General features: G+C 64.3%; 11 protein-coding genes. 5 read left to right on the top strand and 6 right to left on the bottom strand.

Annotated elements, in window-relative coordinates:
• Window positions 1-121: 121 nt before the first annotated feature.
• From BXY53_RS06690 to BXY53_RS06680, 3 genes are all read left to right on the top strand, one after another.
• Window positions 122-1153 carry a GlxA family transcriptional regulator gene (locus BXY53_RS06690; RefSeq protein ID WP_119061073.1) on the top strand — a complete coding sequence of 344 codons (1032 nt, stop codon included), beginning with the start codon at window positions 122-124 and terminating at the stop codon, window positions 1151-1153.
• A gap of 120 nt (window positions 1154-1273) precedes the next feature.
• Window positions 1274-2437 carry a lycopene beta-cyclase CrtY gene (gene crtY / locus BXY53_RS06685; RefSeq protein ID WP_245410377.1) on the top strand — a complete coding sequence of 388 codons (1164 nt, stop codon included), beginning with the start codon at window positions 1274-1276 and terminating at the stop codon, window positions 2435-2437.
• Between the two features lie 42 nt (window positions 2438-2479).
• Window positions 2480-3448 carry a phytoene/squalene synthase family protein gene (locus tag BXY53_RS06680; protein WP_210209161.1) on the top strand — a complete coding sequence of 323 codons (969 nt, stop codon included), beginning with the start codon at window positions 2480-2482 and terminating at the stop codon, window positions 3446-3448.
• Between the two features lie 112 nt (window positions 3449-3560).
• On the opposite strand, the gene BXY53_RS06675 is transcribed toward BXY53_RS06680, so the two are convergent.
• From BXY53_RS06675 to BXY53_RS06660, 4 genes are read right to left on the bottom strand one after another with little or no spacing between them, the layout of a single operon-like run.
• Window positions 3561-4340 (bottom strand): fatty acid desaturase, encoded by a 780-nt coding sequence (locus BXY53_RS06675; RefSeq protein WP_119061072.1) that lies wholly within the window; start codon window positions 4338-4340, stop codon window positions 3561-3563.
• Window positions 4341-4356: 16 nt separating this feature from the next.
• Window positions 4357-5586, bottom strand: coding sequence for an ABC transporter permease (locus BXY53_RS06670; protein ID WP_119061071.1), 1230 nt, complete (start codon window positions 5584-5586; stop codon window positions 4357-4359).
• Window positions 5583-6668: an ABC transporter ATP-binding protein gene (locus tag BXY53_RS06665; protein WP_170144358.1), complete on the bottom strand. Its 1086-nt coding sequence runs from the start codon at window positions 6666-6668 to the stop codon at window positions 5583-5585. The genes BXY53_RS06670 and BXY53_RS06665 overlap by 4 nt, the downstream gene beginning before the upstream one ends.
• 2 nt (window positions 6669-6670) lie before the next feature.
• A complete protein-coding gene (locus BXY53_RS06660; protein ID WP_170144357.1) occupies window positions 6671-7600 on the bottom strand; it encodes a polyprenyl synthetase family protein in 930 nt (309 codons plus the stop codon).
• A gap of 200 nt (window positions 7601-7800) precedes the next feature.
• Here BXY53_RS06660 and fni point away from each other — a divergent pair, with 200 nt between their 5' ends.
• The gene (fni, locus tag BXY53_RS06655) at window positions 7801-8859 is read left to right on the top strand and encodes a type 2 isopentenyl-diphosphate Delta-isomerase (RefSeq protein ID WP_119061068.1); all 1059 of its coding nucleotides are present in this window, start codon (window positions 7801-7803) and stop codon (window positions 8857-8859) included.
• A 1-nt stretch (window position 8860) separates the two neighbouring features.
• Window positions 8861-10420 carry a phytoene desaturase family protein gene (gene crtI / locus BXY53_RS06650; protein WP_119061067.1) on the top strand — a complete coding sequence of 520 codons (1560 nt, stop codon included), beginning with the start codon at window positions 8861-8863 and terminating at the stop codon, window positions 10418-10420.
• Window positions 10421-10475: 55 nt separating this feature from the next.
• On the opposite strand, the gene BXY53_RS06645 is transcribed toward crtI, so the two are convergent.
• Window positions 10476-11009 (bottom strand): L,D-transpeptidase, encoded by a 534-nt coding sequence (locus tag BXY53_RS06645; protein ID WP_280985261.1) that lies wholly within the window; start codon window positions 11007-11009, stop codon window positions 10476-10478.
• A gap of 768 nt (window positions 11010-11777) precedes the next feature.
• The gene (locus tag BXY53_RS06635) at window positions 11778-13442 is read right to left on the bottom strand and encodes a long-chain-fatty-acid--CoA ligase (RefSeq protein ID WP_119061064.1); all 1665 of its coding nucleotides are present in this window, start codon (window positions 13440-13442) and stop codon (window positions 11778-11780) included.
• Window positions 13443-13463: the final 21 nt, after the last annotated feature.

Genomic DNA, 13463 nt, shown 5'->3' with positions numbered 1-13463 from the left:
TTGAGCGATTATCGGAGGTTAATTCGTCTGTCACGAACATCCGTTCATGATGTCCGGGGCACGGGGCTTGCGAATTTGAGGCGCTCGTTTCGGCGAGGCGAGTGTGTCTGGAGGGCGTGCGATGGAAGCTCGCGCGTTGGATCGTCAACGGATCCATTTTCTGCTGATCCCCAATTTTTCCATGATCGCCTTTTCTTCGGCGATCGAGGCTTTGCGCCTGGCCAATCGCGCGCTCGGGCGAACGGCCTATGAATGGCGGCTGATTTCGGAGGACGGCAAGCCGGTCGAGGCGAGTAACCGCGTGGTGTTGACGGTCGATTCCTCTCTCGATCAGGTGCTCAACGACGTCACCCATCCCAGCGATTCGAGCATGGTGATCGTCTGCTCAGGGGTCGATGTCGAGAACTTCCACCATCGCGCGGTATTCAGTTGGCTGCGGCGGATGCACAAGCGCGGCGTGAGCATCGGCGGGCTTTGCACGGGCGCCTGGGTGCTCGCCGAGGCAGGTCTGCTGGAAGACCGCACCTGCGCAATCCACTGGGAGATGATCCCAAGCTTTGCCGAGCGCTTCCCGGACGTGAACGTGAAGTCCAGCCTGTTCGAGGTGGACAACGACATCTTCACCTGCGCCGGCGGAACTGTCGCCCTTGACATGATGCTCTATTTCATCGGGCTGCGCTTCGGTGCAGAGATGGCCGAGCGCGTCTGCGAGGTCTGCCTGATGGACCGGGTGCGTCCGGCGCATGACCGCCAGCGTCTGCCGATCGGCTCGCGGCTGGGCATCCAGAACCCGCGTCTGCTCACCATCATCGAGATCATGGAGGCGAACATCGCCGAACCGGTCTCGCTGGCTCAGATTTCTCAGTCCACCGGCATTTCGCGCCGCCATATCGAGCGGCTATTCCGCCATCACCTGGGGCGCTCGCCGGCGCGATATTACCTGGAAGTGCGGCTGGAGCGCGCGCGGCGTCTGCTGCGCCACTCAAACCTGCCGATCATCGAGGTGGCGGTAGCCTCCGGCTTCGTCTCGGCATCGCATTTTTCCAAACGCTACCGCGAATACTTCGGCCGCTCTCCGCAGATGGACCGCAATATGCCCGAACTCAGCGGCGGTGAACGCGACACGCCGGATACGCAGCCGGAACTGGCCTAAATCCGCCGGGACGTTTTGGTGCTACCCCCGGCGCTGGCGCAACCCGTGCCATTGCGCTACAGCAGAGGCGGCCTACCTAAATGGGCGAAAACACCCAATTCGAGCGGGCGGAGCCGGATTTTGCGATACGATTATGTCTTTGCAGGCGGAGGGCTGGCGAACACGCTTGCCGCCTACCGACTGCGTCACGCGGACCCGTCCCTGCGGATCGCAATCATCGAGCGTGCGAACCGGATCGGCGGCAACCACACCTGGTCATTCCACGGCACAGACCTGACGCCCGCGCAGCATCAGTGGCTCAAGCCCTTCGTCGCGCACAACTGGCCGCGCCAGGAGGTCCGCTTTCCCGGCTATCGGCGTGAACTGCGTACCTCATACCATTCCGCGACCTCCGACCAGCTCGCCGAAGTGGCCGCGCGTGAATTCGGCGACAGTTTCCTGCTCGGCAGAGAAGTCGAAGAGATTGGCGAGCGGCATGTTACCGTAGCGAACGGTGAGACGATCGAGGCCGACTGCATCATCGACGGACGCGGTGCGCGGGGTGACGACAACCTGACGCTCGGCTATCAGAAATTCATTGGGCGCGAGGTGCGCTGCGCGAAGCCGCACGGCCAGAGCGTTCCCATCATCATGGACGCGACGGTGCCGCAGCAGGACGGCTACCGCTTCATCTACACCCTGCCGATGGACGAGACCCACATCCTCATCGAGGATACCTATTACAGCGACGGGCCGGAGCTCGACGGAGAGATGCTGACCTCCGAGATCGACGCCTATGCCCAGCGACGTGGCTTCGAAATCACTGAAGTCGTGCGCGAGGAGGGCGGCGTTCTGCCCATCGTCCTCACCGGCGATATTCACGGCTTCTGGGCATCCTCGGGCGGCATCCCGCGGGCGGGTATGCGCGCCGCGCTGTTCCACCCAACCACCGGCTATTCTTTGCCCGACGCGGTGCGCTTTGCCGATCTGCTCGCCGCCAAGCGGCCAAAAACGACCGAACAGGCCCACGCCCTTGCCAAGCGCTACTCGATGGCCACCTGGCGCCAGCGCGACTTCTTCCGGGTCCTCAACCGCTTTCTGTTCTTCGCCGCCGAACCGGACAAGCGCGCCAGTGTCATGGAGCGTTTCTACACCCTTCCCGAGCCGCTGATCGAGCGGTTCTATGCCTGCCGCCTTACACCTTGGGATAAGGCACGGATCCTGATCGGGCGTCCGCCCGTACCCATCTCCCGAGCGTTGCAAAACATCTGGGTCGCGCACCCGGCAACCGCAAAAAACGCATAAACGGCGGGCAAAGAACCCGTGACCTCATTGAGCCCGACCCGCATGACCCTGATGCCACGAGACCCGATCGTCCGCGAAAGCAAGACGCGTATCGAGCGCGGCTCCAAGAGCTTTGCAGCGGCAGCCAAACTGTTTCCGCGCGAGACGCGCCACGACGCCTACATGCTCTATGCCTGGTGCCGCTATTGCGACGACCGGATCGACGGGCAGGACTTCGGCTTTCGCGCGAATGGCGGGGGAGCGAGCGCCTGCGCGCAGTGTCTGGCCGAGCTGCGCGAGAAAACCGAGGCCGCGCTCAACGGCGAGGCGGAAGAGCCGGTGTTCGAGGCGCTGGCGCGCGTCGCAGCGAAGCACGACATCCCGGCGCGGCATCCGCTGGAGTTGCTCGACGGCTTCGCGATGGATGTCGAGGGGCGGCACTACGAGACGATCGAGGACACGCTGGACTACTGCTATCATGTCGCCGGCGTCGTCGGCGTGATGATGGCGATGATCATGGGTGTGCGCGACCGCCCCACCCTGCTGCGCGCCTGCGATCTGGGCCTTGGCTTTCAGCTCACCAACATCGCGCGCGACGTGATCGAGGATGCGCAGGACGGGCGGGTCTATCTGCCGGCTGAATGGCTGGCGGAGGCCGGCGTGCCGCAGGACCGGGTCGCCGATCCGGCATATCGCGCGCAAGTGGCGGGAATCGTCGGACGCCTGCTCGATCTGGCGGATGCGTATTATGTTTCGGCACGACAGGGGATCGCCGAGCTGCCGCTGCGCTCGGCCTGGACCATCGCCGCGGCCAGCCGCATCTACCGCGCTATCGGCCGGGACGTGCAGGCGCTCGGCCCGCAGGCCTGGGACCGCCGCGTGAGCACGAGCCGCGCCCGCAAACTTGGCAGCCTCGGCTTGGGCGGGCTGGATGCGCTCGGCGTCCACGCGCTCGCAGCCATCCGCCCGGTCCGCCCGCGCGACGGGCTGTGGACCAAGCCCAGCCTTGTCGAAAGCGACGAGCACGCCTGAATCCCGCTGCTTGCGGGTCATTGCGAGCCAAGCGACGCAATCCAGCCAAAGTGCGCGGCGCTGGATTATTTCGCCCCTCCGGATCTCGCAATGGCGAGCGCGTGAACGCGACCTAAGCCCGCGCCTCCGCCCGGCGCAGCGCATCATGCGCCGCAGGTAGCCGCCACCACGGCAGATACGGGAACAGGTGATGCTCGTGGTGATAGCCGAAATGGAAGCAGGTCAGCAGCGATAGCCAGTGCGGATAATCGTTGGTCCGGCTGTTGTGCCGGTCCACGAACGGCTCCTGCCCCGGCTGATGCGGCAGATAGGTGCCGAAATAGAAAAGCTGCAGCGATGAGACGATCGCCGGCAGCGCCCAGAACACCCAGATATTGGCGAGTGACGCGCCCAGCAGCCACACATAGGCCACCACCGCCGCGAGGATGATCAGCAGTTCGCGGCCGGAGAAATACTCCCGGAAAAAGCGCACATACCACGCCCAGAAGGAGTCGGGATCGTCCTCGTGGAAGTCCGGGTCGTCCTCGGTCCCGGCGTGTTGGTGATGCTCGCGGTGCTTGGCCTTCAGGGTATCGAAATCAAAGCCGGCATAGAGAAACAGGCAGGCGCGCCCAAACCAGCGATTGACCGCTGGCCGCCCCGGCGCCAGCGAACCGTGCATGCAGTCATGCGCGACGATGAAGATGCCGACATAAAGCCAGCACTGCGCCGCGACGATTGCAAACGTCAATAGAGGGTTGATCGCCGCGAGATCGACGAAGAACACCGCGTAGATGTGCAGCGCCAGCCAGGCGAGGATCACGCCGACCGCCAGGCTCAGCCCGATGACGGTGGTGCGGGCCTTGTCCGCCCCGCCGATGCTCTCGCGCACCTGCGCGATCACCTGTTCCATTCCTCAAGCTCCCTCGTCAGCCCGCATGCCTGCGCGCCAGCATGTTGGCCGCCACAAGCGCTACGAGACCGGTCGCACCGAGCACGACCCATGGCAGAACGACAGCATCCAGCCCGCTGGCACGCCAGAAAATCTCGTTATACGCTTCCAATGTCCAGGTATTCGGCGTCAACCAGCCGATATCCTGTATCCATTGCGGCATAAGGAAGCGGGGCACCATGCTCCCGCCAATCGCCGACACCAGCAAGACAACGATGTTGGTCAGTGTCTGCGCCTGCTGCTTGCTGCGGCACAGAAGCACGAAAACGAGCGCCAGTCCCGCCGCCGCGAGCGCGCTCACCACCGTTGTCCCGGCCCAGGCGAGGATGTGACCGGGCAAATCGACGCCAAAGCCCAGCCAAGCAACCAGGAAAATGATCGTGACCTGAATGACGCCCTGCGCAACCAGAAAGACGAACTTGCCTTCGACGAGTGCGCGCGTACCGCCAGGGCCGTAAGTCAACCGGTCGAACAGGCCCGATTCCTTTTCCTCCAGAAGCGAGATCGCCCCCACGACCGAGGAATACAGCAGGAACAGGATCGCGACCGCGCCGGCATAATACGAGACGCCGCTGGCCACGCCGACCGTGCCGGCCACGGTGACTTTTTCCATGCCCGGCTGCATCCGGAAACCTTCACCCTCGCCCTCTGCGGGGACAGGCGCAGCGTCGATGCGTGCGCCAAGCTCCTGGGTCTGGGATTCCGACAGGCGCAGCACATTGCGCCCCAGCTCCTCGGCGGCGCTGCGCAGCGGCGCGCGCGGGAACGCTTCAAAATAGGCCTCATTGAGCGCACCCTCGAAGATCGACACGGCGATCTCGCGCGCCGGGTCGACGACGATCTGCAACGGCGCGGACGTGCTCTCGCCCGGCTTGTCGAGCGGACCGCCCTGGCTGCGGATGATCAGGCCGACATCCGCCGCCCCGGTGCGCACCAGTTCGCGCACTTGCGCCGAAGACAGCCCATCATCCGAAACTGTCTGGCTCAGGCTGGACCGGTCGAAGATGGCCTCGACCAGCTTTACGGACGCTTCACTCTGGCGTTCGTCGGCAACCGCAATCTTCAGGTTGATGGTGCCGCCGACTGTGCCGGCGAAGATCACCGCAAAGATGACGAACACGGTCGCCGGCAGCAAGAAGGCCGAGGCCAGTGCGCCGCGATCCCGGACAAGGTTCAGCAGCATCACGCGGAAAGCGGCCATCCTCATGGCTGCGATCCCTGATCGGCGAAATAGTTGAGCAGCGTGTCAAGACCGGGCCGCCGCACACGGATTTCCTGCGCCTCCGGCTTGTCAGCCAGCAGCGTGCGGAACACGCGGGGCAGATCATCGCCGCTGAGTTCGACCAGACCGCGCACGGCATTGCTGCGCGGATCGACGGTAAAGCCCGCGGCCCGCAGCGCCGCGCATTCCTCGGCCTCCATTGCAGCATCGAGCGGTCTTGCAGCGGTAACGGAAATCTCCATGCGCGCGCCGAAATACTCGCGCACCAAGGCAGCCGGCGCCCCGCTGGCCATGACCTGACCGTCCACCATGATCGCCACGCGATCAGCCAGCGCCTCGGCCTCTTCCATGTCATGGGTCGTCAGCAGGATGGCCAGACCCTCGTCGCGGAGCTGGCGGAGCATGTCCGAGATGTCCTCGCGGGCGCGGGTGTCGATGCCCACCGTCGGCTCGTCGAGGATCAGGAGCTTCGGCTCATGCATCAGCGCCGCCCCGATGTTCACGCGCCGCTTCATGCCGCCCGAAAGCGCGCGCACAGGCTCGTGCGCGCGGGCGCTGAGTCCGATCCGCTCCAGCAGCGCATCCGCGGCGTTATTCAGCTTGTCCGGTGCAACGCCCATCAGCCGGCCGAAGACAGTCAGGTTTTCACGTGGCGTAAGCTTGTCGTAGATCGCCAGTTGCTGAGGCACCAGTCCGATCTCGCGTCGCGCCCAAGGCGTCTGGCGCGGATCCTGCCCTGACACCGTCAGATGCCCGTCCGACAGGGCGATGCGGCCAGTGATCGCCTTGACCAGCGTCGATTTTCCAGCCCCATTGCGCCCGAGCAGCACCAGAATTTCGCCCGGGTAGGCGTCCAGGCTTGCCCCACGCAGCACCTGCCGGCTGCCATAGGCGTAGTGGGCGTCTTCGACATGCAGCAGCGCCTCCGGCAATGCGGCAGCGGTCTGGGACGGCTGGCGCCCGTGAGGCGAGCGCCGTTCCGGCGAAGGCCGCGCCTGGCCATCCCCTGGCGCGTTGTCGTCGCCGGGCACCGTCTTTGTCGCCAGTTCGGCCTGGTATCGTGACACGTTCAGGACATGCTCGTGGTATCGGTCCCGGCTTCGGGACGCTGTTTCATCTTGGAGCAGAGAATGTCGGCGAGCTGGCCGGCAAACTGCGCCAGGAGCTGGCCGTCCGGCCCGAGCTCGCTCACCTGCGCCATCGCCCGGTCCATGCCCGCGCGCGCCGCCTCCTCGGCAGCCTCCACGCCATTCAGACGCACAAGCGTCGGCTTCTCGCCGTCATGGCGGACCGTCTTGCTTGCCGTCTCGCGCGAGCTGACGGCATCTAGTAGATCATCAAAGGTCTGGAATGCCACGCCAATCGACATGCCGAAATCTCTGAGCGCTTCGATATCGGCGGCCGACCGGCCAGCGACGCGCCCGCCCATCTGCGCGGCAGCAGCGAACAGCGCGCCGGTTTTTCGCGCGTGAATCGACTCGATCTGTTCGGCCGTCATCGGCGCCTTGGCGTGCAGATCGGCGAATTGGCCAGCCACCAGCCCTTCCAGCCCGACCGAGCCGCTCAGCATGCGTGTCAGGTCCGCGCGGCAATCGCCGTCAAGGCGGTGTTCCGCACTGACAACGGCATAGGCTTCGTTCAACAGCGCAATACCTGCCAGGATGGCCGTCGCCTCGCCAAACTCGCAGTGACTGGCCGGCCGGCCGCGGCGCAGCGTGGCGTTGTCCATCGACGGCAGGTCGTCGAAGATCAGAGAGGCGGCATGCACCATTTCGATCGCGCAGGCCGGCGCGAAGGCTTCAGGCCGCTCTGCCTGCCCGTGCCCGGCCGCCAGCATCAGGAGCACGCCCCTCGCCCGCTTGCCCGGCGCCAGCAGACTATGGCGGATCGCACGGGTCAGATCGTCGCCTGCGCCTGTGGTTTCGGGGACCGCCTCTTCCAGTGCGGCGTCGATCTGTTTGCCGATTTGCGAAACCACGTTATGAATATGTTGGTGCATTCCACTGCCTTTGGCGGCGTCTTCCCGGCTCGGCCTCGTGGGCATTGCTATTGTTTTAATCCGATTGGACGGGAACCGCCAGCGAATGTCCGTCGTATTAACGCGCGTGGTGGAACATCAGTTCAGTCCACGGCCGGAATGGTCCAGCACCGTCTGAATGCCGGGGGTATCAGCCAGCCGGTTTAATTGGCTCAAGGCGCATGGCCGACATAGTCACACGCAAGGACGAGCACCTCAACATCGTACTCGGCGGCGGCGCGACCGGAAAGCCGGGCGCAACCGGCTTCGATGCGGTGCGCTTCGAGCACGTCGCCCTGCCCGAGATGGATATGGACGACGTGGACGTGTCCACCCTCTTTCTGGGGCATGAATTGGGCGCGCCGCTGCTGATCAGCTCGATGACAGGCGGCGTCGACCGCGCGGCGCAGATCAACGCCAATCTCGCAGAGGCGGCGCGAGAGCTGAACATCGCACTGGCAGTCGGCTCGCAGCGCGTGGCGATCGAGACCGGAGAGATGGCCGGCTTCGACCGCAGCCTGCGCGACAAGGCCGGCTCGGCGCCGATCCTCGCCAATTTTGGCGCTGCGCAGCTCAAGACCTGGAACGGACCGGACGCCGCGCGCCGGGCCGTCGAGATGATCGACGCCAACGCCCTCATCATTCACGTCAATCCGCTGCAAGAGGCGCTGCAGCCCGGCGGCGACCGCAACTGGTCGGGCCTGCTCGGCGAGATCGAAACGCTCGCGCGAATGGCGGATGTGCCGATCATCGTGAAGGAGGTCGGCGCGGGCATTTCCGGGGTGACAGCACGCAAGCTGGTCGATGCCGGGGTCGCGGCGGTGGATGTCGCCGGGGCGGGTGGAACGAGCTGGGCAGCCGTCGAGGGCGCGCGGCTCAAGGATCCGGTGGCCCGCGCGGCGGCCAAACCGTTCGCCGACTGGGGCATCCCGACCGCTCACGCGGTGGCCGATGCGCGCCGGCTTTGCCCCGAGGCCACGATCATCGCTTCTGGCGGCATCCGTCATGGGCTGGACGTCGCGCGCGCGATCCGGCTCGGGGCCGACTTGGCCGGCACGGCCGCAGGCGTCCTCGATGCCGCATTGACATCGGCTGAGGCCGTCGTCGAACACTTCCAGAGCGTCATCGGGGCGCTGCGCGTGGCCTGCTTCTGCACGGGCAGCCACACGCTGGCCGATCTCAGGCAGGCGCGTCTTATTCAACCGGGGGGCCTGGGCAGCGAAGGCCCGGGAGAAAGCTGACATGGACATTGCAACGGATCGGGTGAACGGCGGCGATTCCGAGGCGATCGCCTCGCCGTATGTGAGCACCGGCGGCAAGGGCCGCGCGGTCGTGGTCGGGGCGGGCTTCGGCGGCATGGCGGCGGCGCTCCGCATGAGGGCCAAGGGCTACAACGTCACCATGTTTGACCGCGCACCGCGCTGCGGCGGGCGGGCGCAGGTGTTTGAACGCGATGGCTTTCGCCACGATGCCGGGCCGACTGTCATCACCGCCGATTTCCTGTTCCGTGAGCTGTTCGAGTTGTTCGGCAAGCGGCTGGAGGATTATCTCACGCTTGTCCCGCTTGACCCCTGGTACCGCTTTCGCTTCCCCGATGGCAGCACCTTCGACTATGGGGGCACGGTCGAGGACACGCTGAATGAAATCCGCAAATTCGAGCCAGCCGATGCAGACGGTTACCTGAAGCTGCTTGCCCATTCGGAAAAGCTCTTCGATGCCGGCTTCACGCGCCTGGCCGACCAGCCGTTCCACAACCCGCTCACGATGATCGGGCAGATCCCCACGCTGGTGCGCCTGAAGAGCCACAACACGGTCTGGCAGCTGATCTGCAAGCATCTGAAGAATGAAAAGATTCGCCAGGCCTTCTCAATCCAGCCTCTGCTCGTGGGCGGCAGTCCGTTCGACACCACCAGTATCTACGGGCTGATCCATTACCTTGAGCGTAAATGGGGCGTGTATTTCGCCATGGGCGGCACCGGCGCGATCGTGGACGCGCTGCACAAGCTGATGGAAGAAGAAGGCGTCGAGGTCCGGCTGAACACGACCATCGACAAGATCGAGACGTCGAACGGTCGGGTCACCGGCGTCCGGCTGCCGGATGGCGAGACGGAGTCGGCCGATGTCGTGGTCTCGAATGCCGACCCGCTGCATCTGTACCGGCACATGCTGGATGAGAAGGACCGCGGCTGGGCCGCGCGGATCAAGAGCAAGTACATGCGCAAGTCGATGGGGCTGTACGTCCTCTATTTCGGCACGACGAAGTCGTACCCGGACGTCGCGCACCACACCATCTGGCTGGGCAAGCGCTACAGAGAGCTTCTTGACGAAATCTTCAAGCAGAAGAAGCTCGCCGACGACTTCTCCCTCTATGTTCACCGTCCGACGGCGACCGACCCGAGCTTCGCGCCGGAAGGCTGCGACTCGTTTTACGTTCTATGCCCGGTGCCGAATCTCGACGGCAACATCGACTGGGACGCCGAAGGGCCGCGCTTGCGGCAACGCATCGTCGACGCGCTGGACGAGACCATGCTGCCCGGCCTGAACGAGTCGATTACGGCCGATTTCTACATGACGCCTGCCGACTTCAAGCAGGACTATCTCAGTGAGGCGGGGGCGGGCTTCTCGGTCGCGCCGCACTTCACCCAATCCGCCTGGTTCCGCTTCCATAACCGCGCCGAAGGGCCGGCGGGCCTGTATCTCGTTGGAGCGGGCACGCATCCGGGCGCAGGGATGCCGGGCGTGTTGTGTTCTGCCAAGGTTGTCGAGAAGCTCGTGCCGGCGCCTGAACACGCGCCTGTGTAGGGCAGGTCATGTGAGCGGCCGGGGCGGGACGAGCGCCCGCCTCCGGCGAAGCCATTCAGAAGTTCCGGTTGAACGGATCCCAGTCGCGGGACGACGAGGACCCCGAGGAGCCGAAACTGTTCGACGACGGCGAGCTTGCGATCGCCGAGGTGCGGAACCGGCGCGAAGTGACGATCACGCGGGCGCCGACACGCGTCTTCCGATACAGCTCCTCGACATGCGAATTGTGCATGCGGATGCAGCCGCTCGAAACCTGCCGGCCAATGAGTTGCGGCGCGTCAGTACCGTGAATGCGGTACAGCGTGCTGCCGAGGTACAGCGCCCGGCTGCCCAGCGGATTGCGCGGATGACCGCCCGGCACGTAAGCCGGCAGCGTCGGATCCTCGCGGCGCATGCGCGCGGTCGGCCTCCAGCTCGGGTTAACTCGCTTCTGCGACACGCGCAGCGTGCCGCCCCAGCGCGCCTCAGGGCGCGGCACGGCGATCGGATAGCTCATGGCACGGCCACGCTTGCGCACATGATACAGGCGCCGATCACCGAAGCTGACGATAATTGTCCCCGGGCTATACCGCTTCGAGAACGACACCATGTTTCGGCCTGACGCCGAACTGAAGGAGAAGAACGACGAAAACTGCGCCGATACGGGACTGTTGACTGCCGGAGCAGTCGTGAACGCGGCAGTGCACAAGGCAACCGCTGCGAACCAAAGGAACATCTGTCTCATCGAGCCACCTCTTGAATAATTGCGGCGGGGACCGCTAGCCGGAAAACCGAAAATAACAAGCAGATATTACGGACATCTTTCCGTAGGCGTCCAAGGGCCCTGTTTCTGCCCATGCCAGACGCCAACATTCTCAATTCAGCAACCGAACATTGCCCACGAGCATCACGCCGGTCGCCCGGACAGGGTCGTGTGTCCGGCCCGCCGGCCAAGATCTTGCGAGCCGGAGCGACTCGGTGCTTGGCAGGCTCCGATGCTCTGGCGCGCCAGCGGCATCCTGTTCGCCAGCGCGCGGCATGGCCGTCCGGCTGGGCCGAAAGACGTGCCTGCACACGTCGCAGGTCGAACCGTTTTCAAACGTCGGGGTAAGAGAGGTCTGCGCGCAGTTCTGATGCGCCTTTGCCGGGTCCGCCCCGGCGATAAGAAGAACGCACAACGCCAACGCGGCCGCTGCGCCCAGCAAGCTCGCCTGCTGCGCCTTCGAAATTGCGATCGCCCCCCATACGCGCCGGATCATTGCGAAACGCACCCGATACTCGTGCCCAAAAAGACGTTACCACCGGGCCGAGTTGCGCGTCCACGAGATGCACGGGTTCCCTGCCCGTTCTGTGCCAACTGTGGCTGATCGGCGACAGTCTAGGCGTTATCACGCAACTCTCGCCGCAAAATCTTGCCAACAACCGACTTCGGGAGTTCATCGCGGAATTCGATCTGACGCGGCACCTTGTACGGGGTCATCTGTTCGCGGCAGAAAGCGATGATGTCGTCCTCGGTGAGGTCGGGGTCCTTCTTGACCACCACGGCCTTGACCGTCTCGCCGGACTGCTCGTCCGGAATGCCGACCACGCCGGCCTCCACAATACCGGGATGGGAGGCGATCACCGACTCGATCTCGTTGGGATAGACGTTGAAGCCGGACACGTTGATCATGTCCTTGGTACGGTCGATGATATATATGAACCCATCATCATCGATCCTGGCCATGTCGCCCGTGCGCAGGAAACCATCCTCGGTGAACACCAGCGCGGTTTCATCCGGCTTTTGCCAGTAGCCCTTCATCACCTGCGGGCCGCGGATGCATAACTCGCCGGGCTCGCCGACGCGCACTTCCTCGCCTTCCGGCGTGCGGATCGAGACTTCCGTGGAGGAGATCGGCAGTCCGATCGAGCCGGTGTATTCCTCAATCTCGAGCGGGTTGATGGTCGCGGCCGGTGATGTCTCGGTGAGGCCATAGGCCTCGACCAGCGGCGTCCCCGTGACCTCCTTCCATTCATGCGCGACGCTCTTCTGCACAGCCATGCCCCCGCCCAGCGTCAAGCGCAGCGCGGAGAAGTCCAGCTTTCGGAAGTCCTCATTGTGCAACAGAGCGTTAAAGAGCGTGTTGACGCCGGTCAGTGCAGTGAACGGCTCGGTGCTCAGCTCCTTCACGAATGCGGGTATGTCGCGGGGATTGGTGATGAGGACGTTCTTGGCGCCGATCTTCATGAAGGTCAGGCAGTTCGCGAGCAGCGCGAAGATGTGATAGAGCGGCAGCGCCGTGACAATGACCTCCTGCCCCTCACGCACATGCGGCTTGATCCAGGCATGGGCCTGCTCGAGATTGGCGATCATATTGCGGTGAGAGAGCATCGCGCCTTTCGGGATGCCGGTTGTCCCGCCGGTGTATTGCAGGAAGGCCAGTTCATCCGGGCCGACGTCCACCGGCTGATAGGCCCTTTTCGCGCCGGCCGACAGGGTCTCTTTGAACCAAAGGGCGCCGGGAATATGCCATTGCGGCACCATCTTCTTCACGCGCTTGACCACGAGATTGACGATGCTGGCCTTGGGAAAGTCGAGCATGTCCCCAAGGCGGGTGACGATAACATGCTCGACATCGGTCTGATCCAGCACCTGCTCCAGCGTGTGCGCGAAGTTCTCGACAATCACGATCGCCTTGGCGCCGGAGTCCGCGAGTTGCCCGCCCAACTCTCGCGGAGTGTAGAGCGGATTGCAGTTGACCACTGTATAGCCCGCCCGCAGGACGCCCAGCATGGCGATCGGGTACTGCAGCACGTTCGGCATCATGATCGCCACGCGCGCACCGCGCTCCAGACACAATTCGCCCTGCAGATAGGCGGCAAATGCGCGCGACAGCCGGTCGAGTTCCCCGTAAGAGTACGTTTTCCCCATACAGGTGAAGGCGGGATAATCCGCATAGCGCGCCGCGCTTTCTGAAAACATCTCGCCGATGGAGCGGTATTTGTCTGGGTCGATCTCGCTGGGAACGCCGGGCGGATAGCTGTCGAGCCAGATCGGGTCCATTCCTCCCTCCAGATTTGAGCC

This window comes from Dichotomicrobium thermohalophilum, assembly GCF_003550175.1.
GTDB lineage: Bacteria > Pseudomonadota > Alphaproteobacteria > Rhizobiales > Rhodomicrobiaceae > Dichotomicrobium > Dichotomicrobium thermohalophilum.
Note: the sequence above shows the minus strand (reverse complement) of the source record. Positions and strands in the feature narration are given on the sequence as shown.